We start from the raw sequence: 22154 nt of genomic DNA, 5'->3' as shown, positions 1-22154 counted from the left end.
GGAGGTGGCCGTCGTGGCTCCCAGAAGTGAGGGCGCTCGCCGTTCAAAGCACCCAGGCGCCGGTGCGGCCGGCCCCGCTACATCACGGCTGACACCCGAGGAACGCATCGCAGCACTCACGGACGGCCTTCACACGATCCTTGAAAAAGCCGTCGAATCGCCGTCGCACTGGCAGATCCTATTGGACGCTTCCGCCACACTCTGGCGATACTCCGGCGGCAACGTCGCCCTGCTCATGATGCAGATGGCACAGCGCGGCACCGACGAGCCAACGCTCGTGGCCGGGTTCAGGGAATGGGAACGCCACGGGCGATCAGTCCTGAAAGGCGAACACGCGTTATGGGTGATCGCCCCGCGCACGGCGCGCATGCAGGACTTCACGCTGCCAGACGGGACCCGGCAGCGGATCCGCGCAGGGGAGAACCCTCCCACGGGCGCCGTCGACGACGGTAAGAAGACCGTCATCACCGGCTGGCGCGGGCAAGCCGTCTTTGACGTCTCGCAGACTCAGGGAACTCCGCTGCTGGTACCGAGGGACGTGCCTGCGTCCGGCGTCGTCGCCGCGGAGCTCTTTGACTCGCTGGCGGAGGTCGCACACAAGCATGGCTTCGAGGTTCACGTCGATAACGCCCAGTATGGGCTGACCAGCGGATACACGGATTTCGCAAAGCACTGCGTCCAAGTGGGTGCGTGGCTGAGTCCCGAGGAACGTACCGCCGTGCTCGCGCACGAGCTCGGACACGTCCTGCTGCACGGCTCAGACGACGCCGTCGGGCGCCTCTACGGCAGCAGCGCGGACCACCGCGGGCTCGCCGAAGTAGAAGCGGAATCGATTGCCTACACCGTCCTGCGGGCTCACGGGATCGACCGCGGACCCCAATCCGCGTCGTACCTGGCCGGATGGGCAGACGCCGTTATTGAGACAGAGAACGGGGCTTCTGGGCGGGACGCGGGTGGCCGGTTGCCTGTGTCCCGCGTGGAAATCGCGAAGTCCGTGCTCGGACGGGTCACGGCAGCCACGAAGGGGATCCTCGAAGTGACTCACCCAACCGGATTCGGTGGCAAACTTCCCGCCGTCGACGCGGGGCCTCGGCTCGTCCAGCCGGTGTCCTATGTGGGCGTTGGGATGCCGCGGCCGTCGGTAGACGGCCCATCGATCGCTGGCCCCGGACTCTGACTCCACCTATTTGTCCGGCGGGACAGACCCGTCGGCATCGGAAAGGACAAGCACAATGAGCACCAAAATCCCGATCAGCATCGCCGGCAACCTCGTCGCCAACCCCGAACTCACCTACGGCGAATCCGGGGTGGCTCATACAAAGCTGCGCGTCGCCGTGAACCAGCGAATCCAGGGCCCCGACGGGACCTGGCAAGACGGCGAACCCGTCTTCCACAACGTCGCTGCATTCCGCGCGCTTGCCGAGAACGCCGCGAACTCATTGAAGAAAGGAGACCCGGTGACGGTAGCTGGGGAGCTTGAATTCCGGTCCTACGAAAAGGCCGGTGAGAAACGCGAGGCCCGCCGCATTGTCGCCGACACCATCGGGCCGGACCTGCGCTTCGGTACTGCCGTCTACCAGCGCTCGGCTCACACCGCAGCTGCTGGGCCGGATGCTGGAATTCAAGCCGTTGCGGATGTCTCGGCTGCCGCTGAGGCCGCCTCTCCGGTGTACAACATTGCGACGAAGAGCCCGGTAGTGGTGCCCCCTTTCGGGGCGGCGCATGGGAGTGAGATGAGTTACTAGTCGGGTTGCCTTGCGGTGCGCGAGAATTGGAAATGGTCTCCGTTCTCACCACAGTTATCAGTCGTAACCTTGGGCTGACAGGTTGGATGAGACGAATAAGGAAGTCGGGCGTCTTGACTAACCTGTCAGTTCCGTAGTGTTCGGTGACCTGCCACAGTCGCGCTGGGTGAGTGTCCGGTAGCGGATCTCACCGGACAAGCGGAAGAAATCTCGCGCGGACCCCCGGCGGCACAAGCGGTGATAAGTTGCACGTGTCAAACGCAGGATGCGGCTAGTCAAATGAGGACCAAAGATGCACAACGACATCATCGACGCAATCGACGCCTACGAATTAATTCAGACCGAGTATCTCACGAAGAATGCCGTCACCGTAGCTGCCGATGAGTAAAACTTCGTCGTATCGACGGTGCTGCCCTTCCCCGAGAATCTGACCGACGCGTGGGCTGCGGTCCACCTCGCGATCGGGGGCGAGATCAAACGGCTCGGAATCGTACCCGTCTCCGAAGATCTGCGTTTCTTCGCTGGCGAAGGCGGACCGGTGATCAATACGCTGGTGGCAATTTGGAATACTCCGGTGGATTGGCAGGGCCGTTCGAAGTACGGGCGGATCGTTCCAGGAATGAATCTCGGCGGTGCCGTTCGGCCTAACAACGTGAGATTTTCCTTCGGGACCGGTGTCATCTATAACGAACACGGTTCGTACCTGGCACCCGAAACGCTCGCGCGACTCGCCGTCCAGCGACTCTCCTCCTAGGACGACACCGAGCGCCACGCGAAATCGCTGCGAGGCGCTTTCCTTCCGCAGAGCGCGCTTGGCCGAGTAGCAGACCCTTTTCGCAGCAAGTTGAGACGGCCGAAGTGAATCCGAAGGCTGACAGATTCGATGAGGATACTGACAACCATGTTGAAACCGGACAAATGGCGTCGCGGTTATCGTTTCTCTGAAAGCATGACGAACGCGCTGTTATCGGTGCTCAAGGCTGAGACTATGGCGTTTCCGCGGCTGGATTAGAGGATGGGCGGGTGGGCCAAAGGCTGATTGACTGAAGGTATTCGGTCGCCTCAGCGTGCTCGCTGAACTCCAACAGATTTCCCACCTTTTCCACCAGCACGTCCCGCACCTCGGCTGGGGTTGCAAAGAAGAATTCCTTTCGGGGGTTGGCTTGGTTGAGCGCCCTGGCAGCGAAGTGTTTGTGGAGTTCGTTCTCGAGTGTGACTGCATCCTCGGAGAAGAACAGTGTGTGGATGTCAAAGCGAAAGGGTACGGATGCCCCACTGAGTTCGGCCACGCGTTCGGTTGGTTCGAGGCGTCGCGTCAGGCCGATTTTGACGACATCTTCGCCGAACGCTCCGCGGTTGGAAATCACGTAGATGTAGCCGGCGCGTATGTTTGCTGCGCGGAAGTCGTTCTGGGCGATCGCATCGTTAATGGCCCTAAGCCGGAGCTCCAGGTCGGGGTCTGCTTCGCCCGAAGCACGTATTGCGTTGAGGGCGTTCAGAAGATGGCTGCGTTCTTTGTCGAGTCGGGCACGTTCCTCAGCCAGCTCGCGTTCGACGCGCCGTTCCTCTCGCAGGCGAGCTCGTTCCTCCCTCTCCGCCTCCTTCTCCTCTTGCTTCTTCATCAACCAGTCGGAGGTGAGTTCGATCTCTTCGATGCGCAGGGCGTGGAAGTGGTCACTGATGTGCATTTCCATCATGGCCCCAAGCTTCGCGATTGCCGTGCGGGACGCCTCGAGGCGGCGCTTGGCGGTCACTACATTGCCGAGCTTTAAGGATCTGATGCTGTTGTCTGCTTCGGCGTTATAGGCTCGAAGCATGAGTTTGGCCAAATCGTCAGTCATTCGGCGGCCCTTGGCTAGGGAATTATCGAAGGTGAAGAGGTTCGACTTCACAATCGCTCCCCCCGATTTCACTAGTTCGGCGATCCGCGCCTCTATACTGTCCAAGCGGTTGCGGAAGGACGCGGCGTTCTCTAGCGGATGGTGATAGCGGTAAATACCGACTTCTTGGAGCACCCGGCCATCGTTGAGATCAACATAAGAGTCAGAAGTGGCACTGGCCTCGGCCAACCGTCGCTTCAGGAGTTCATTTTCCGCTTCAAGAAAAGCGATCCGCGCGGACCCTTCTGACGGTTTCGTCTCGACTATAACGGTTGTCGGATGCGGCGCCGGCGCTGTATCAACTCCATTCTTGTTTTGGGCATCTGACGGCAACCACAACTGCCATCCCGCCGGTGGATCCGGCCATGTGGGGTCCGGAGTCCAGCCGGTTGGAGGGTGCCATCCGGCTGGTGGCCGTGGCCATCCAGGGGGCGGGTTGAAAACCAAAGGTTCGCTGGTCGTCATCAGGAGCGCCGAACTCCTGAGCCATTGACCGGAACCAGCCCCAGCGGGTTTTTTGAAACAGCGGCACCAAGGTGCTCCAAAGTGGCTGCCGGCACAACGGCCGACAGGTCGATTTCGGCGAAGGCGTCGCGTGATGCACCGACCGCCGCGAATGGAATGTAGGTTTCTTTTCCTGTTGCCGGATTGATCGTGTGAGTACCGACCTCGAGAGAAATGCTCTGGATTAGTCCGCGACGATCAGACTCAAAGATCTCGTGTAAGGTGCGCAACGCGACCTGATGGACGATACCCGCGTACCTGTCTTTTGAGTCCTTCTGCGAGAGCGGCACAGCGGTGACTTCGTCGCTGGCTTTCACATACTTGTATGACTTGATTGTCGGGATGAGGTCCGGCCCGGGGATGAGGATACGCAGACCCAGTTCGGCACTCCCGGGTTCGAAATTCGCCTCATGTTCCACAGCGAAGTCTTCGGGGTAAACCGAATTCGCTAGAACAATGCCGACGTACTCGTGGACGGCGTCCACTGCTCCATAACTCAGATCGGTTATCAGCTGGTCAATGGACGCGTTGTGCTGGGCGATCTCCGCTTCACGGTTCGCGCATTCGCTCTGGTACTTGGCGCGCGCCGCTGAGAGCGCTCTCTCCCGTTCTTGTTCGAGCGCAGCGTGCTGATCGGCCAGTCTCCGACGTCGCTCAGGAAGCTGCTGCACGTGACGCTCCCAGGCAGCGTGGACCTCCGCATACTCTGCCTGGGCTTGAGCCTGGGCCTCAGCGAGCTTCTTCTTCCGCCCGAACAGCCCTGTCGGGGCGACCGGGGGTTGAAAAACAGGGGCAGGCGGGTCGGCAAGTGGTTCTGGAGCGGGAATCGGAGTTTCCAGCCTGCGATCGAATGGCGGGTGTTCGACCGTCCGCCGAAGGCTCCCGAGATCGACATAGTCATCCACATCCAGGGTCGCTTGGAGGAGGCTATCTACTTGATCATAGGTTGCAGCAAGCTCAGCGTTGAGTTCTTCGACCTCTGCCTGCCGTGCAGCTACATGCGCCTCAGCGGCTTCCTTCTCCAGACGCTTTCGGTCCGCCTCGGAGGCCCGCTGCAACGCAATCGAAGCCCTTCGTTGCGCATTCCACGCCTGCTCGGCGCGGCGTGCCGCGGCGGCTTGCTCTCGGGCCGACGCGCGTTGGCGCTGCTCAGCCATTCTGGCTTGGTGTTGCATTTCCGCTAAGAATCCCCGACGACGTGCCACATTAACCTTCCCCATACGATTTCGTTCACATTATCAAGTGGATCGGATTAAATCCGTCCGCACACCTGGTTGCCGCGGATTGGCTCCAAGCTCCATTGACGATCAGCTCATCATTATCATTGATTCCGGCGCTCATCAGGGACTTGCCGGCCGCCGGCAGCAAGAACGTAATGGTCACCCCTGATCGATCAACAGATCTAACAGAAGGGGGCGAACCTGTGCAAGCAGGAAGCCGCCGTGACTTCGGCCGAGGCATCTGCCAGCGTAAAAGTGCAAGCGCGGAAGCCCTCTTCCGTTGGCGCCGAAGGGGAGCGCGATCAGTTCGTAGAACCGAGAGACGAGCGATTGCGCGTATTCGTCGAATATGGCTCATTCCTTGCCCGCGCGACCGCTATGGGAGTACCGCCCTAAGCTGAACCACTCGGTAATGAGCTCAACGGCGTCCTTCCCAATCGGAGCAGTGAACTTTCATAGGCAACGGAGCAAAAACGGGTTTGCAAGGCAGTAGATTTTGACGAGCTCCGGCTATGGGAGACCCGTGCCGAAGTGTTGGCAATTGGCCTCTTAATGCTTTCGGAAGTATTCCTTCGAGACAGAAGTATCATCGATGCGACTTGCGCGAGCTGGTCCTTCGATTCATCACGAACCCGAGTCTCGAACAGTAAGCGGTTCGCGCGAGCCAAGCGTTGACATACGCAATTGGGATGTTGATTATTTGAAGCTCATCGAGCTGCCGAGACGTTCGCGCCTCACTCTCGACAAGCCTTCCTTGCCAGGAGCCCAGGCCAGGAAACTTGCAGCCTGAATATAGTAGATGGCCGGCCATGGCGCACTAGGCCTAACCTGTGCTGGATCGGGTGTTATCAACAAAACGGATCCGCCCCAGATAGGTTCTTCCAGTGCTTCCAGCCATGCGCGCTGAACGTGTCCGAAGCGGTTCCAATTAATGGTGATCCAAGCTCCGGTGGGTTCGAGGGCATCAATGCTGAGGACTGTGATTTCCGCCGTCGTCCGGTGAGCCCGCTTCGCCTTCTCGAAGCGGCTCCACCGTACCCTGGCATCGGCCAGCCAAGCGCGACGGCGGTGGGTCCTCATCAACCAGATGATGCTGACGATGAGGGTGGAGGGCAGCACGGCAGCCCAGCCGAACACTTGGACTGCATCTGGAGGCCAACTTACCGTCAGGTTCTGCAAAACGAACACCGCGCATAAGGCGAGCGCCGCGCTCGAGATAATCAGCGCTGGCGTCGCAACCTTCGGCTTGACTACTGGGTTTGAGACCATGGGATTCCTACTTGCCAAGTTTAGAGCTGCCAGCCGACATTGATAAGGTCCGCCTCGCGGGAAACGGGCTCTGCTGCCCAGAGGCCAGCCTGCTGATGCCGGACCGCGTGCGACGTTGAGCGGCTAATGAAGCCTTGTACGGTTTCGTATTGCGATGTCTGCTCCCACTCATACGGGCTCGGAACAGGCCCGAGGGGGAGCGGAGAGTCATCGATGCCCCACCTTTCCCGGTAGACGGCCACCTTCCCAATCATGGTTGGCATGTTGTCCCGTGGTGACAGGTGCTGGAGGAGATTTCGCTTCCACTCTGTGTCGTGCATCAAAGCCGTCGCCGTGACCTTGCTAGCCCTGCGCCTGATTCGTTCCGATACCTGGGTGATCATGTCTGCGAGATCGGGCCGATCCGTGTAAACAGGATCGGAGATGAAGGCGGACTCGTTTTCCGGCATTTCGGACAAGAAGCCGCGGAGCCGGGAGTGGATTACCGACGTGACGTCCTTCGCTGACGCGCTTGCTTCCAAAGCCTTCGCAACGATCCGCTGGGCATCCGGGCGACTGATTCCCGTGGCCCGGCGCCACGCTGCCACCGCTGCACCCCAGGACGGGGAGTGCTGCAACTCGTCGAGCTGCGATGGGGCGTGCGTCTTGAGGAATCCTGACAGATCCGCGGTGGCAGCAATTTGGGCAAGATAGTCGTATTCGGTGCTGAGCCGCTCCAAGCTGTCGGTCCGCAGCTGCTCGGCGTCTCGCACTTCGTGGGCGGTCCGTTCGGCACCATCGGCCGCAAGCACTTCACCCAGGATCTCCTGCCACGAGCTTTGACAGGGTGGATCCAGAGGTTCGTGATCCGCGGGATCGTTCTCGCTGATGTACGCGAAGTTGCCTCCCCGGCCTCGAGTCATGCTCACGTAAAGCAGCTCACGCGTCAGCCCGCCTTGCGTTACGACGGTATGACCGGCGTCGACCGTGATCCCCTGGGAGCGGTGCGCCGTCGTCGCGTAGCCCAACTCCACTGATGCCTCAACGTAATCGCGGCGCAGCGAAACAGTGGCGCCTGTATCCTGGCGGACCGCCACAAGGGTGCCGTCGCGCCTTCCGACGCGTACGACGTCGAGCACGGTGCCGTTGCGGATAAAGTCGCCGTTGCTGTCTGCAACAGTTCGGTCGTTGCGGCGTGCGATCACCGTGTCACCGCGACCAGCGCGCAGCCCATCGCTCAGAAGGGCCGTGTGTTCGGCGTCCACAAACCCTTGGATGACGCGGTCTGCTTGGGCGCGTTCGTTGAGCATGCTGACGGTGTCGTTGTCCGCGGCAATAAGGATGGACGACTTACCGACCCGTATGTCGGATTGCCAGTCCAGGTATGCCTGGTCGACCATGTCGAGGTAAGTGCCGTGCTGGATGCGCTGATGCTGGTCGTAGTCGGCGATGGCAGAGAAATCGCCGGCGCGGAGCTTCAACGAGGTGTGCCGCTCCCAGACGTTTTCGAAACGCCAGATGGTGCTTAGCTGCACAGTCCTGTGTTGGCGGTCCAACCAACCGAGAACACCGCCAGCATCAATGGCATCCAGCTGCCCGGGGTCGCCCACCAGCAGGACCTTGGCCCCGGCGTCCCGGGCCTGTTGCACGAGCGCGGAAAGCTGAACGGTCGAGACCATGGAGGCTTCGTCGACGACGACCAACTGGTTCGGATGGAACCGCCACCGGTTCTGCTCAGCGGCCAAACGAGTCACTTCCTGTGCCAGCACGGTCTTCGTAGCCACCGAGCTGCTCAGACGCCGCTCGGCGTCATAGAAGTGTTCCGCCCGATGGATGGCGCCCTGGCCGCCCGACTCGTAGAGCCACTTTGCCACATTCTCCGTCGCCATGGACAGCTCCCGCCCCAGGACCTCGGCGCTCGCGGCCGCAGGAGCCAGCCCGATCACGCTGCCGGCCCCGAACTGTGTCTCCCATGCTGCTCTTATCGCGCCAAGCGTGGTGGTCTTCCCGGTACCGGCAGGTCCGACGACGGCGTCAAGCCAGTTGCCGCTCAAAAGCACCTCAGCCGCGGCCGCCCGCTGGTCGGAGTGCAAACCGAACCTGCCAAGGTGGTTGTAGCTGGCCAGTGCCTCCATGGCGACAGCCGCGCCGACGGCCGGTCCGCCGTCGTCGTTCCTCGCCTCCATTACGGTCTCCTCGCAGGCGAGCGTTCCGGCGTCGGTGTAGAGGCGCGCCCCATGGAAGTCGAAGATGCTCTGGCTACCGAGACACAGATCCGGCTGCGTGTCGGCGGGGACACTGTATCGGTATTCGTTCAGCGGGACCGATTGGGCTTCAGCCGCGGTGGCAACCGCGTCGATAAGTGCATTGCGGTCCTCAGGGGTTCGGCAGCGGATGGCGGCGCAGACTCGTTCTGCTTCGGCCAGCAGGTTCCAGCGGTTCCAGGTGGCGCGCTTGGCGGCCACCCGGTCCCGGGTCAGGGAAGCGACTGCATTCACCCAGTCGGCGGTGAAGTCGCACGAGCGGAATGGGGAGGTCCGCGATCGCCGGATAGTGGCAGCGAGTACGAGCTGGGGTTCGAATCCTTTGGACGAAGCACGTTCGCGCCACTGTGCCGAGAGCTGATGCAGCGGCGCGATGGTGTCCGGCTTCGCAGTTCGAGTGGAGAGAGTTGCCCGTTGTCGGAGCTTGATGGTGGTTGTCGCGGATGGGGGAGTGCCATGGCTATAAGTCCAGGCGGCGACGAGGCGGTCGGTCTCCTGGTCGATGAGGCGGGAGCGGTTGGAGAATTCACGAATCAAGACGTCGTCGATTCCGGTGAGCTGAGCGCTCGGATTACGGGTGTTGGCTTGGGGGTTGCGGATATCTGTATCGGTGCCGATGTCCTGTTTGAGCGCGTCAAAGAGGAGACCGTTGTAGTGCTCGCTGGCGGCGACGGCGGCCTTGTAGAGCGTCCGCGAATCGAGGGTGACCCACGCGCCGTCCGTGATCCGTTGGATCCGGTTGGCGATGACGACGTGCGTGTGCAGTTGTGGGTCCCCCGAGCGTGACTCCCAGTGGTCGAAGGCTGCGGCGATGGCGCCACGGGTGCCGACGTGCGCGACCCCGTTCCGCCCCGCCCGGGTATGGATGACGAGTTTTTCCAGCCAGGTCAGGGTGGCGTTGATGGCATTGTGGTGAGTTTGGAGGATCTGGTCTTGGAGTCTCCGGGGGCTCAGCGCCCACAGCACGGACACAGACTTAGGCACGCTGAAGGTCAGATCGAAGCCGGCCACGGCGCGGCGTAACTCAGTTTGTCCTTGCGCCGTTTCGACGACGGTTGGCTGGCCGTGCGGACGGCCCAGGGGAGTGCCGGTGTCCGGGTGGGTGGCGCTATCGAACATAGCTTTCGCATCGGTTTCGGTGACCGGGCATCCGATAGTTCGGCTGATGCCGCTCAGCCCGGAGCCGACCCAGCGGCCCTGTGGTGTGCCGGCCTTCATGTAGTACGTGGAGGCGTCTGCGGGAATGATCGTCAGGTCGTCCATCATCGTGGTCTTGAACAGGTACTTCAGTCCAGACTGGGCAGAGAGCCGGGCGATGGACATGGTCATCGCTGTTTGGCTTTTGTCTGTCGGGCGGCATTGATCCAACCTCGACCGCGGAAAAGTTCCTTGACGCTGTTGTCTAGCTCGGCGCCCGTGGCCTGGGCGAGAGCTAGGAACTCGCTCGCGAGGTGCACCAAGTCGTGGGCGTCGATTTGCTGGATGGTTCTAAGGCGGCCGATCTCAGTTTGGAGGCTTTTGATGGTTGCGCGTTGCTCACTGTTCTCGGCTTGGAGGTGCTCGACGGCGGCGGACTGGGAGCGGAGTTTGTTCTGAAAGAAATTCTGGGTCTGATCGCTGGCGGCGAGAGTCGCCGTGAGTCCGGCTCTCAGGTTTCCAAGATGAGCTGCAGGTTTGATGACCCTGTCCTGGGCCGCAGCGAAGGGCAGCACTGGACTCGATCCGGCAGCACGGTTCCGTCGTCGACGATCCCGCTGTCGGTTGCCGCAGCGGGTGGTACAAAACCGCTGAGACGGGCGCGACGCGTTGAAGGGTTCGCTGCATTCCTCGCAATTCTTCCGGTTCACGATCCTTCATCACGGTGGACTCGATCGACGACATGATTTCGCCGTGAGCCAGTACTCACGGTCACGCCTTGGATGCCAGAGGTGTGCGTTTTCGGGTGGCGTATCTGTCGGGAACTAACCGGTGAGAGGCAGAATGGAAATCTGGCGTAAAGGGTGCTAGGTAGCACACCTAAGCGGAAACCAAGCGGCAGTAATTGGGTTGTGAATCACGTTGCGTATCTGAGAGGGGCATCGAAGTCGAGGCCGATCCGATACGGGCGGCTGCTCTGGATCGGCTGGGGTGATTGCAAGCGCACGTTGATGGACGAGGATCGCTACCTTGAGCAGTCGTCGTTTTGATGGGTGACAGTCGCGGGAAGGCGACGACTGGCGGTGGAGTGACGGGCGCGGCATTTGAACCGGACATCGCGAGCAAAAGCAAGGAACGCAGACGAGGCCGCGGCTGACATCCACAATGCCGATAAACCCTCTTGTTGCGTTGCTTTGATCGACGACTCGGAACGTCAGGTTACGGGATTCCTGTTGGAGGAAGTTGCACTGTCTACAGATCCGCGCCGTTGTCTGCGGCTTTCCTGTCGGCTTCCCCGACACGGCCTGAGTTCCGACCGGTATGGACGCCGCAGGGAGAGCAGGACATCATGAAATAAGGCGTGAGGATCCCATCTCCTGAGGCACAAATGGAGGCGGCCCCACGGGATGGAGGCGTTAGGACATGCCCGGTAAATCTGTGCCAAGGGAGCACACCGCGAATGGCCCCGCCCAGACGGACGATCAATTCCTCACGGATTACTACGAGCACGTGGACCCCGAGGAGCTCCTCGCCTACGCGGGTGAAACGTTGGAGCGTCGGGCGCGGCACCATCTTTCGCTCGCCTCGGTGCTGCCTCCTGGCACGTCGAGGGTGGACGTCCTCAACGAACCACATGCCAGCGTGGTGCTCGTGGTGGCCGAGGGCGCGCTGAACGTGGTTCGCTCGGTAACGTCGGAGCTCGCCCGCGAAGGGGCGACGGTCCGGCTGCTCGTCCATCCCTCTGTCCAGGTCCTTCGGGATCCGGCAACCCATGAGCTGCTTGAGCTCCGCCGTGCGCCACAGCCCACAGGGCTTGCGTCCATTCCGCCCAATTCCGGGGCCAGGATTGAAACCTGGGTTTCGGTTGAAATTGACAGACTGCCGAGATCGTCGAAGACCGCGGAACTCATCGCGAATATCCAGCGTGTTCTAGCTGATGTCCGTGCAGTAGCGGAGGACTCGCCTAACCTGAAGGAACAAGTGACCACCGCGATCGACTCCTTGGTTACCTTCCCGCGCGGTTGCGTGCCGTCAGCCGTACAGCTCAGAGAGTTTCTGATGTGGCTTGCCGGTGGGAATTTCATCTTTTTGGGATACTGCGAATACAGTTTCGTGGCAGAGAATGATGGGCTGGCTTTTCGATCCAGTCCGGGTACGGCCTTGGGCATTTTGCGCAGGCAGAATGCTCCGCGCAACTCAGTCCAGTCCGCATTGCGGGCACCACAAGTACTCGCGCTGTACACCTCTGACCTGCGGTCCTCGGTGCCGGGCACCTCATACTTGGAGGAAATCCGTCTCCCGACGTTCAGTGCTGCCGGCGTCATCGATGGGGAGCGCCGTTTTGTGGGCATTTTCGCCCCGGGAACGGCGGACCAATCAGTACTTCGTATTCCGGTGATCCGGGAAAAGGCCGCTAACGTGGGTAGTAGGCTCGGTTTCGACGCTTCGTCAACCGAAGAGAAGAAGTTGATGGCGGCGCTCGAGTCGTTCCCCCTTGCCGAGCTGTTTCACATCGACGAAGACGAGTTGACCCGGCTGGCGACCAACATCCTGCGGATCCAAAAGCGCCATGAGACACGGCTGCTCCTTCGCTTCGATGACTACGGGCCCTTCATGACCGCTCTGATGTTCCTTCCGCGCCGCCGATACAGCACGGCCGTGCGGCTCAGGATTGAACACGCGCTCAAGGAAGCCTCGAGGGCCTCCTCGCTTGAGTCAGAGGTCCGACTCAATGAATCCAACATGGCCCGCATCTTGTTCCGCGTCCTTCTGCCCGCCGGGGTAAAACCAGGATCCATCGACACTGCTGCGCTGGAGCGGACACTCATCAATGCCACCCGGACCTGGGCCGAAGGACTCGACGAAGCCCTGCGGGAACGCCTGCCCGCCGAACAGGCCACAAGGCTGTCCGGGCTCTGGGCACACGCCTTCCCTGCCAGCTACCGGGCAGACTTCGAGGTCGCAGACGCCCTTGAAGACATCGAGAGGTTCGAGCAATACGATCTGGACGGCACCGGCGGCCGCCCCCTGAACGACCCAGTGCTGGCCGTCCATGCAGACACCATGCAGGCCCAAGGCGGGGACACCCGGATCCGCCTCTATCTCACCAGCCCTCGGAGCCTCACGCAGATCCTGCCGTTCCTCCACAACCTGGGCCTCGAGGTACTGAACCAGCGCCCCTTCGAAGTCCTGCGGGGCAACACGCTGCCGCTGTTTCTCTATGACCTGGGCGTGAGATATCCAGTGGGCGTGGATCCCGCCGTAACCAGTTCCCTGCTCGCGGACGCGTTCGGCGCAGCCATGCGCGGTGACACGGAATCAGACCGCTTCGACGCTCTGGTCCTGCAGGAGGGTCTTGCTTGGCGGCACGTGGTGGTCCTGCGCGGCTACGCCATGTATCTCCAACAGCTCGGAACCACCAACTCGTACGGCTTCATCGCGGATACTTTCCTGACCAACGCCAAAGTGACCCACGCACTGCTGGGCCTGTTCCACGCCAGGTTCCGCCCAGGGCTCGGGATCGCCGAGCGTCTTCGGGATACCAGGGCCACCCGCACGGAGGCGGCCAAGGCGATCGACGCCGTCACTTCCCTGGACGCGGACCGTCTGCTACGGACCTTCCTGAACCTCATCGAGGCGACGACGAGGACCAACTTCTACCGCAACCGGCCGTACCTGAGCCTCAAGCTCCAGCCCTCCCACCTTCCCGGCGCCCCGTACCCACGTCCCAAGTTCGAAATCTGGGTGTACTCGCCCAGGGTCGAGGGCGTGCACCTTCGCTTCGGGACGGTGGCGCGCGGGGGCCTGAGATGGTCGGACCGGCGAGAGGATTTCCGCACCGAAGTCCTCGGGCTCGCCAAGGTCCAGATCGTCAAGAACTCCGTGATCGTCCCCACCGGCGCGAAGGGCGGCTTCTACCCGAAGCGGCTTCCCGATCCGGAGGCCGACCGCGCGGCATGGCTCACGGAAGGCATTGAGAGCTACAAGGACTTCCTCCGCGGGCTCCTCGATGTCACGGACAACCTGGCCTCGCCCGACGTCGCTGCGTCCCCAAACTACCGCGGCACCCGGGGCTCGGTGGGGCAAGTCATCCCGCCGCCGGACGTGGTAAGGCATGACGACGACGACTACTACCTCGTGGTCGCGGCCGACAAAGGCACCGCGGCGTTCTCCGACGTCGCCAACGAGGTGGCCAAAGAGTACGGTTTCTGGCTGGGCGACGCGTTCGCGTCGGGCGGCTCGGTCGGCTACGACCACAAGCAGATGGGCATCACTGCCCGGGGCGCCTGGGCGTCCGCGAAGCAGCACTTCAGCGAACTAGGGCTCGATCCCCGGAACGAGGACTTCACCGTGGCCGGCATCGGCGACATGAGCGGCGACGTCTTCGGCAACGGCATGCTGCTCTCGGACCACATCCGGCTCGTGGCCGCGTTCGACCACCGGCACATCTTCCTGGACCCCACACCCGACGCGACGTCCTCCCTCGAGGAACGACGCCGTCTTTTCACCCTGCCCCGCTCGTCCTGGGCCGACTACAACCCCTCGCTGATCAGCCCCGGCGGCGGCGTGCACGCGCGCGCCGCCAAGTCAATCCCCATCAGCCCGCAGGCGCGTTCGGCCTTGGGGCTGGCCCCGAACACGACGGCGATGACCCCACCCGAGCTCATCCATGCCATCCTGCGCGCGCCGGTGGACCTCCTGTACAACGGCGGGATCGGAACCTACGTCAAAGCCGCTTCGGAAGCCAACGCCGAGGTGGGCGACAAAGCCAACGATGCGATCCGGATCAACGGCAACGAACTCCGGGCACGAATCGTGGTCGAAGGCGGCAACCTCGGGATCACTCAACGGGGACGGGTGGAGGCTGCGCTGAACGGGGTCCTGCTGAACACCGATGCCATCGACAACTCCGCCGGAGTGGACTGCTCCGACCACGAGGTCAACATCAAGATCTTCATCGACCGCATGATCGCGGCCGGAAAGATGGAAGCCAGCGAGCGCGCCGACTTCCTGCACTCGCTCGCCAACGACGTAACACGCCTCGTGCTGAAGAACAGCCGCGACCAGAACGTTCTGCTCGTCAACGATCGGGCTCTTGTCCTCAACTGGAGCCCGAGCTTCGAACGGGCCATGGACTGGCTCGAAAAAGCCACGGATCTGGACCGAGGTCGGGAGGCATTGCCCACCACGGAGCAGCTTCATGCGCGGCTGCAGGCTGGCAAGGGGCTCACTTCCCCCGAGTTGTCGGTGCTGGCCGGCTACGCCAAGATCGCACTCGCCAATTTACTGAACGACAGCGACGTCGCCGAGGACCCTTGGTTCGATCGGATCCTTCGCAGCTACTTCCCGCCCCGGATCGTGGACCGCTTCGGTATCGAGCTGCAAACGCACCCGCTGCGCCGGCAGATCATCAGCACCGTGCTCGCGAACGACATGATCAACCTGGGCGGGATCACCTTCGCCTTCCGGGCCATCGAGGAAACCACCGGGAGCGTGGCCGCCCTCGCAAGGGCCTTCGTGGCAGTGCGTGAGGCCTTTGAACTGCACTGGGTCGCAGACTGGATGGCAGGGCTACCAACCGCTGTTTCGACTGACCATGCTGCGGAACTGGTCTTGTATGTGCGAAGGATGCTGGACCGAGGGACGCGTTGGTGTATGACCCATGACCATCGGGACCAGCCAGTGGAACAGGTCCTGAGCAGGATCATGCCAGCCATGGAGATCCGGCCGAACCGAACGGTGATCTACTTGCGCGGTGAAGACATCGACCAGGGGCACGACCTTCTGACACGTTGGGAGGATATCGGGATTCCGCCGGATATCGCGGAGCGCGCTTTTGAAACGGCCCTGGGCGTCAAGTTGTTGGACATCTCACTCATTGCGGAGCAGATTAATGAGCCGATAGAGCGCATTGCTGAACTCTACTCCATGGCCTATCAGCGCATCGGGGCCTTGAAGTTGTTTCTGAGAATCACCGACCTTCCTCGCCAGGACCGATGGGAGACGCTGGCCAGGGCGGCCCTCCGCGACGATGTCTACGCCGCTGTGGTCGATATGACAATTTCAGTTCTACGTACAACACGCCACGGCGCTTCGGGGCGCTCAGACTCCACGGAACGGATCGTCGAGTGGGAACGCGGACACCAAGAGCAGCTCGCACGGATCAAGGACACCTTTGCCGAAGTCTCGCAGCCCGGTCCGGTGAACATCCACTCGATCTCCGTCGCACTCAAGCTGCTGAGGACCCTCGTCCGCAACTAAACGAGGTCGTCTTCGGTGAGGTGGCCGCGCTGTCACGGCGTGTTCCTGGTTTCGGCCAGCCAGCCACCCAGTAATGCCTTCGGGATGGTGTTTTCCGTGCCGGGGGTTTATCCGCCGTTGGCAGTAGCCCTCATCAGTTCACTGGCGCCGCGGCGTTGGATGGGTGCCAGGGCTTCTTTGCTGGACGATTCTGGAGCGATCGGGGACCTAATAAATGTAACGGGGACGACCGCGGATCCTCCTGCGAAGCAGCATTGCACACGGGCGCCACCGAATAACCGCAGGCCAAAGACAAATGAAGAGCCTCCAACCCGCCGGGAAGTACTGGTCGGAGGCTCTTTCTTTGTTACGTTTCGGTCAACTGGATGTTGCCGATATCATGCGCGATGCTCTAACAACTCGTACCTGTAGCGACGACCAATCCAAGGTGATGCGAGTTCATCGATGTCGAAAACCTGTCCGACTGCTGGTGCTTCTTCTGCGCATAAGCAATCCTCCGGGACTCTGGGTTTGAAGACCTTTGGGCGGGGACGTTTGAGACAACTCGGGGTCTGGGCATGGTTGGTGTTCCTCTCCGCGCTATGTGGGCTGGCCCGTACGAGAGCGAAGTGGTGAGGGTTGGACGTACTGACCTGAAGGAGTCGCGAGTGAGCATATTCAGTTAGATAGCGCGGAGGATGTCTTCGACGCGTTGTTTGGCGTCGCCGAAGAGCATCTGGGAGTTGTCGCGGAAGAACAGGGGGTTCTGCACGCCGGCGTAGCCGGCGGCCATGGATCGTTTGAATACGATGACGTTTTCTGCTTCCCAGACCCGCAGTACGGGCATCCCGGCGATGGGGCTGGAGGGGTCTTCGGCCGCGGCGGGGTTCACGGTGTCGTTGGCGCCGATGACGAGGACGACTGTGGTCCCGCCAAGGTCTTCGTTGATTTCGTCCATTTCGAGGACGATGTCGTAGGGTACTTTGGCTTCGGCGAGGAGGACGTTCATGTGGCCCGGCAGGCGTCCGGCGACGGGGTGGATGCCGAAGCGGACGTCCACGCCGCGTTCGCGGAGTTGGTGGGCGAGTTCGGCGACGGGGTGCTGGGCCTGGGCGACTGCCATGCCATAGCCGGGGGTGATGACGACGCTGGTCGCGTTGGTCAGCAGTTCGGCTGTTGCCTGGGCGGTGATTTCGCGGTGTTCGCCGTAGTCAGTGTCCTCTCCGGTGGGTGCTGCGATGCCGAACCCGCCGGCGATCACTGAGATGAAGGACCGGTTCATGGCCTTGCACATGATGTAGGACAGGTACGCACCGGATGATCCGACCAGGGCACCTGTGATGATGAGCAGGTCGTTGTTCAGCAGGAAGCCCGCCGCGGCTGCGGCCCAGCCGGAGTAGCTGTTGAGCATGGACACGACGACGGGCATGTCGCCCCCGCCGATGGAGGCCACAAGGTGCCAGCCGAGTCCCAGGGCGAGCACGGTGACAACAACCAGCAGCCACAGTTGGGAGTCTTGGACGTACCAGATCGTGAGTGCGGCGAACGCGAGCAGGGCGCCGAGGTTGATGGCGTTCTTTCCCGGCAGCATCAGCGGTGAGGACTTCATTCTGGCCGACAGTTTAAGGAAGGCGACGATCGAGCCGGTGAAGGTCACTGCTCCGATGAAGACGCCGATGAACACCTCGGCATGGTGGACTCCCAAAAGCGTCTCGGACAGGTGCGGGGCCTCCAGGTGGCCGTTCCAGCCGACGAGCACCGCGGCGAGGCCGACGAAGCTGTGCAGCAGGGCGATCAGCTCTGGCATGCCGGTCATTTCCACGACCCGGGCCCGCCACAAGCCGATGGCGCCTCCGACCAGGACCGCGGCCACGAGGAAGACCACACCCGCGCGGCCCTGGGCTGATCCCCAGGCGCCTTGGAGGGTCAGCCACACGGTGGCCGCCAGCGCGATCACCATCCCGGTGATGCCGTAGATCACGCCCGTGCGGGCCTTCTCGTGCTTGCTCAGCCCGGCAAGGCTGAGGATGAACAGCAAGGCGGCGACAATGTAGGCCGCCCCCGCGATGGACTCTGTGGTCAACGGACCGGAAATGTTATCAAACACGGTCAAGCTCCTCGTTAAAGTTCCAATTGCTTCGCGTACGGCGCTCACCCATGTGCTTTGTCTCCCCGGGAGAACATGGCGAGCATGCGCCGCGTGACGGCGAAGCCGCCGAAGATGTTGATGCTGGCCAGCAGGACCGCAACAGCAGCAATGACCTGCATGATGAGGTTGTCGGAGGTGACCTGCAGCAGCGCGCCGACGACGATGATTCCCGAGATCGCATTCGTGACGGACATCAGCGGCGTGTGCAGGGCATGTGCCACCTTCCCGATGACGTAAAACCCGACCACAACGGACAGCACGAGCACGGTGAAGTGCTGCGGCAACGGAGCCGGGGCGACGGCGTTGATCCCAAAAAGCGCCGCGATTCCGGCAGCGAAGAGCACTCCCTTGCCTGCCGGGCCCATCCCCTTCTTTCCTGCTTTGTCGCCGGAGGGCTCTCCGACCGGTTTGATCTCAGCCTGCACCGCAGGGGCAGCGGAAACCTGGACCGGAGGCGGGGGCCAGGTCTTCTCACCCTCCCGCACCACCGTCACCGAACGCTGCACCACGTCATCGAAATCGATCCGAAGCACCCCGTCCTTCTCCTGGGTGAGGAGCTTGAGCAAGTTCACCATGTTCGTCCCGTACAGCTGGGAGGCCTGTGCTGGCAACCGGGCGGGAAGGTCGGTGTAACCGAGGATCACGACTCCGTTGTCCGTGACCACGCGTTCCCCTGGGACCGAGCCTTCCACGTTCCCGCCTTGGCCGGCGGCCATGTCCACGATCACGCTGCCTGGTTTCATGCCGGCCACGTCCTCGGCCGTGAGCAGTTTCGGCGCCGGGCGTCCCGGGATCAGGGCTGTGGTGATGATGATGTCCACGTCCCGGGCCTGTTCGGTGTAGATCTCCGCGGCACGGGCGTTGTACGCCTCGGAGGTGGCCTTGGCGTACCCGTCCGCGGACTGCATCTCCTCGGCGACCTCGACCTTGAGGTAGGTCCCGCCGATGGACTTCACCTGATCGGCCACCTCGGGCCGCGGGTCCGTCGCGCGCACGATCGCACCCAGGCTGCTCGCCGCACCGATCGCCGCCAGACCCGCCACGCCGGCCCCCGCGACCAGCACCTTCGCCGGCGGCACCTTGCCCGCAGCGGTCACCTGCCCCGTGAAGAACCGGCCGAATTCATGAGCTGCCTCGATGACGGCCCGGTACCCGGCGATGTTCGCCATGGAACTCAGCACATCCATCGACTGCGCACGCGAAATGCGGGGTACGGCATCCAACGCCAGGGCCGTGATCGGCCGCGCCGCCAACGCCTCCACCAGTCCCGGCCGCAGTCCGGGGCTCAGCGTTCCGATCAACGTCGCGCCGTCGGCCAGCCGACCGATTTCTTCCTCAGTGGGCGGGTTCACCCGCAGGACTACGTCGCTGCCCCACGCCTCATCCGCGCCCACAACCAAGGCGCCCGCCGCAGCGTAGTCTTCGTCCCTGAAGGAAGCGGACTCGCCCGCACCCTTCTCGACCACAACGTCGTAACCCAACTCCGCCAGTTGCCTCACGGTGGTGGGCGTAGCCGCCACCCTTGTCTCCTGCGCTAGCTCCGCCACTATGCCAATACGTGTCACGTTTGCTCTCTTCTTTGTTGTGTAAAGTGTCTAGGCCAAACTGTGCCTGAGACCACCGATACATGTTCGATTCCGCAGCGAAACCTGAGAGGTGACGCAGCTAAATGCCCTTCTGTCTGGGACTTGGAGAAGCAATGCCCGTAGGTCGTCCTTCAGTTGATCGGCTATCGCCACGGCCACGAGCGAGGCTTAGGTCACCCGTGATGGCTATAGACAGTATCCCATAATGCGGGATAATCTCTATTTTGCCGTCGATGTTGATTACGATTGACATCAAGGGCCGAGCCGCTCTTGAGGGAGGTGTCGTAAGGTTGTGTGACGCTTGACGTGAGGCGCGGCGAAAGTAGAGCGCATTAATCATTACGTATAATCATTCGGATTTACGTACGTTTTGAGCGGCGGTGAGCCCCTCGACGTCTTCGACGGAGCGCGCAAAACGCTGAATCGGCGGGTTCGCTACCGTCGAAGATTTCCCAGTCTGCAACGACGCAGCACTCACAGGACGGGAGTAGTAATGTCGCAAATTGTCATAGGAGGGCTGGGAAGCAGCCGCCCTCATCTTGGCCAGATTTACCGTGCTGCATTTGTCGCTCTCTGAACGGGGCCAACGGCCGGGCTGCTCTGATGTTAAGGCCGATCGCCATGCCCCTCTCGTCTTATCGAAGCACTCTCTACCCCAGGAATAACAATGGACAAACGCCCAATCGGAGCCGGATCCGGAATCCCGCAAACATCCGATCAGACGCCCTCAACTAGCCCTAAGATGCGGCGTGTTGCACTTGCAAGTTTCATGGGAACGTTGATCGAAGGGTACGACTTCATCATCTACGGCACAGCCGCAGCTTTGATTTTCCCGGAGATTTTCTTCCCGGCGATGGGTGAGAGTGCCGGCACCGTAGCCGCTCTCGCCACCTTCGGAGCAGCGTTCGTGGCTCGCCCCCTGGGCAGTGTGTTCTTCGGTCATCTTGGTGACCGGCTTGGTCGCAAGAATACGCTCGTTGCCACGCTACTGCTGATGGGCATTGGCACGTTCCTGATGGGAGTCCTGCCGACGGCGATGCAAATCGGAATTGCAGCGCCGGTTATGCTCGTGATCCTGCGAGTTGTCCAGGGCTTTTCCGTTGGAGGCGAGTGGGCAGGCGCCACGCTGTTCGTGTCCGAGCATGCGCCCAAAGACAAGCGGGGATTCTGGGGCATGGCCCCGCAGCTTGGGGCAACGTTGCCTAACATCCTCGGTAGCACTACGTTCCTTCTGACCAGTGCGGTGATGAGCCAAAGCGACTTCGTTAGTTACGGGTGGCGCATCCCTTTCCTTGCGAGTGGTCTGCTTGTCATCGTGGGTCTCTATCTGCGGTTGAAGGTAGAAGAAACACCGGTATTCAAGAAAGAACATCACCGTGGCGCTAGCCGCGTTCCATTCCTGGAGGCCTTCAAAAAGCAGGCCAGTGCAATACTTCGCGGAGCGGGAGCCATTTTGATGGTGTTCTCACTTGTCTACTTCGCCAGCACATATTTGATCAGTTACGCCAGTCATACATTGAAGCTTTCCAGTTCCACAGTTCTTGTAATCGGCATCTTCGGCGGGGTGGCATACTCACTGGCAGTTCCAATCAGTGCCGTGCTGTCGGACCGTATCGGTCGGAAGAAGGTCATCGGCGGGGCCAACATCATCGGTGCAGTTTGGTCGCTGGCCATCTTCGCGGTACTTGATGTTGGGACGGTCCCTGCATTTGCGGCCACTTCGTGCGTGACGTTCTTCATCGCTGGACTGGCATACGGCCCTATCGGGGCATTCTTGCCCGAGCAGTTCCACACCCGCTATCGGTACACTGCAACCGGCTTCTCCTACAACCTCGCCGGCGTCATCGGCGGCGGCCTTGGCCCGGTCATCGCTGCGATTCTGACTCAATCAATTGGTGGATTCGCCTTCGGAGTGTACGTGGCTCTGCTCTCCCTGGTCGCCGCAGGTTGCACCTTTACGCTTCGTGAAACACGCAACACGGAACTCGATTGGACTGAGGAAACCGTACTTAACAAACACAAGGTCGTTTCAGGGCACTGAGAGTCCTGATGCAGACCTCTCAGGGCTTTACCCGCCCCACCGGCGGTATAGGCAGACCCGCGCCATCGCGGGACTGCCTGTTCATCGACCGGGCGCGCACGATTTTGGCGCGTTCTGTCTAGGCAACCACGAAAGGAACC

The 22154-nt window shown here is 61.6% G+C and carries 12 protein-coding genes; 6 read left to right on the top strand and 6 right to left on the bottom strand.

Translation table 11 applies throughout. From position 1 onward, the window contains the following. Positions 1–13: 13 nt before the first annotated feature. From ABEA18_RS06915 to ABEA18_RS06905, 3 genes are all read left to right on the top strand, one after another. Positions 14–1177 (top strand): ArdC-like ssDNA-binding domain-containing protein, encoded by a 1164-nt coding sequence (locus ABEA18_RS06915; protein ID WP_345448558.1) that lies wholly within the window; start codon positions 14–16, stop codon positions 1175–1177. 55 nt (positions 1178–1232) lie between these two features. After that, on the top strand, positions 1233–1745 hold the full coding sequence (locus tag ABEA18_RS06910) for a single-stranded DNA-binding protein (protein ID WP_345448557.1): 513 nt from the start codon (positions 1233–1235) through the stop codon (positions 1743–1745). Between the two features lie 406 nt (positions 1746–2151). Next, the gene (locus ABEA18_RS06905; RefSeq protein ID WP_345448556.1) at positions 2152–2499 is read left to right on the top strand and encodes a hypothetical protein; all 348 of its coding nucleotides are present in this window, start codon (positions 2152–2154) and stop codon (positions 2497–2499) included. 232 nt (positions 2500–2731) lie between these two features. On the opposite strand, the gene ABEA18_RS06900 is transcribed toward ABEA18_RS06905, so the two are convergent. The 4 genes from ABEA18_RS06900 to mobF form a co-directional block, all read right to left on the bottom strand. Next, positions 2732–3958: an SNIPE associated domain-containing protein gene (locus tag ABEA18_RS06900; RefSeq protein WP_345448555.1), complete on the bottom strand. Its 1227-nt coding sequence runs from the start codon at positions 3956–3958 to the stop codon at positions 2732–2734. Positions 3959–4089: 131 nt separating this feature from the next. Then, positions 4090–5286 carry a hypothetical protein gene (locus ABEA18_RS06895; protein WP_345448553.1) on the bottom strand — a complete coding sequence of 399 codons (1197 nt, stop codon included), beginning with the start codon at positions 5284–5286 and terminating at the stop codon, positions 4090–4092. A 759-nt stretch (positions 5287–6045) separates the two neighbouring features. Continuing rightward, entirely contained in the window at positions 6046–6618 is a 573-nt protein-coding gene (locus tag ABEA18_RS06890) for a hypothetical protein (protein WP_345448552.1), read from the bottom strand. Between the two features lie 20 nt (positions 6619–6638). Further along, the gene (mobF, locus tag ABEA18_RS06885; protein ID WP_345448551.1) at positions 6639–10190 is read right to left on the bottom strand and encodes a MobF family relaxase; all 3552 of its coding nucleotides are present in this window, start codon (positions 10188–10190) and stop codon (positions 6639–6641) included. Between the two features lie 134 nt (positions 10191–10324). Here mobF and ABEA18_RS06880 point away from each other — a divergent pair, with 134 nt between their 5' ends. Together ABEA18_RS06880 and ABEA18_RS06875 are read left to right on the top strand one after the other, a co-directional pair. After that, on the top strand, positions 10325–10744 hold the full coding sequence (locus tag ABEA18_RS06880; RefSeq protein ID WP_345448550.1) for a hypothetical protein: 420 nt from the start codon (positions 10325–10327) through the stop codon (positions 10742–10744). Positions 10745–11420: 676 nt separating this feature from the next. Next, positions 11421–16259 carry an NAD-glutamate dehydrogenase gene (locus ABEA18_RS06875; RefSeq protein ID WP_345448549.1) on the top strand — a complete coding sequence of 1613 codons (4839 nt, stop codon included), beginning with the start codon at positions 11421–11423 and terminating at the stop codon, positions 16257–16259. Positions 16260–16920: 661 nt separating this feature from the next. Here the strand turns inward: ABEA18_RS06875 and pntB are convergent. Continuing rightward, positions 16921–18345 carry a Re/Si-specific NAD(P)(+) transhydrogenase subunit beta gene (gene pntB, locus ABEA18_RS06870; RefSeq protein WP_345448548.1) on the bottom strand — a complete coding sequence of 475 codons (1425 nt, stop codon included), beginning with the start codon at positions 18343–18345 and terminating at the stop codon, positions 16921–16923. Between the two features lie 44 nt (positions 18346–18389). Further along, positions 18390–19952, bottom strand: coding sequence for a Re/Si-specific NAD(P)(+) transhydrogenase subunit alpha (locus ABEA18_RS06865; RefSeq protein ID WP_345448547.1), 1563 nt, complete (start codon positions 19950–19952; stop codon positions 18390–18392). 790 nt (positions 19953–20742) lie between these two features. Here ABEA18_RS06865 and ABEA18_RS06860 point away from each other — a divergent pair. After that, positions 20743–22014: an MFS transporter gene (locus ABEA18_RS06860; RefSeq protein WP_345448546.1), complete on the top strand. Its 1272-nt coding sequence runs from the start codon at positions 20743–20745 to the stop codon at positions 22012–22014. Positions 22015–22154 lie beyond the last annotated feature (140 nt).

Source organism: Arthrobacter gyeryongensis, from assembly GCF_039543785.1.
Taxonomy (GTDB): domain Bacteria; phylum Actinomycetota; class Actinomycetes; order Actinomycetales; family Micrococcaceae; genus Arthrobacter; species Arthrobacter gyeryongensis.
This window is presented reverse-complemented; position numbering and strand designations above follow the sequence as displayed.

What these genes read in the sequence shown, in the direction of transcription:
- ABEA18_RS06875 (WP_345448549.1), top strand. Translation starts at nt 11,421, where the DNA reads ATGCCCGGTAAATCTGTGCCAAGGGAGCACACCGCGAATGGCCCCGCC.
- ABEA18_RS06895 (WP_345448553.1), bottom strand. Translation starts at nt 5,286, where the DNA reads ATGGCTGAGCAGCGCCAACGCGCGTCGGCCCGAGAGCAAGCCGCCGCG.
- ABEA18_RS06910 (WP_345448557.1), top strand. Translation starts at nt 1,233, where the DNA reads ATGAGCACCAAAATCCCGATCAGCATCGCCGGCAACCTCGTCGCCAAC.
- mobF (WP_345448551.1), bottom strand. Translation starts at nt 10,190, where the DNA reads ATGACCATGTCCATCGCCCGGCTCTCTGCCCAGTCTGGACTGAAGTAC.
- ABEA18_RS06860 (WP_345448546.1), top strand. Translation starts at nt 20,743, where the DNA reads ATGGGAACGTTGATCGAAGGGTACGACTTCATCATCTACGGCACAGCC.
- ABEA18_RS06890 (WP_345448552.1), bottom strand. Translation starts at nt 6,618, where the DNA reads ATGGTCTCAAACCCAGTAGTCAAGCCGAAGGTTGCGACGCCAGCGCTG.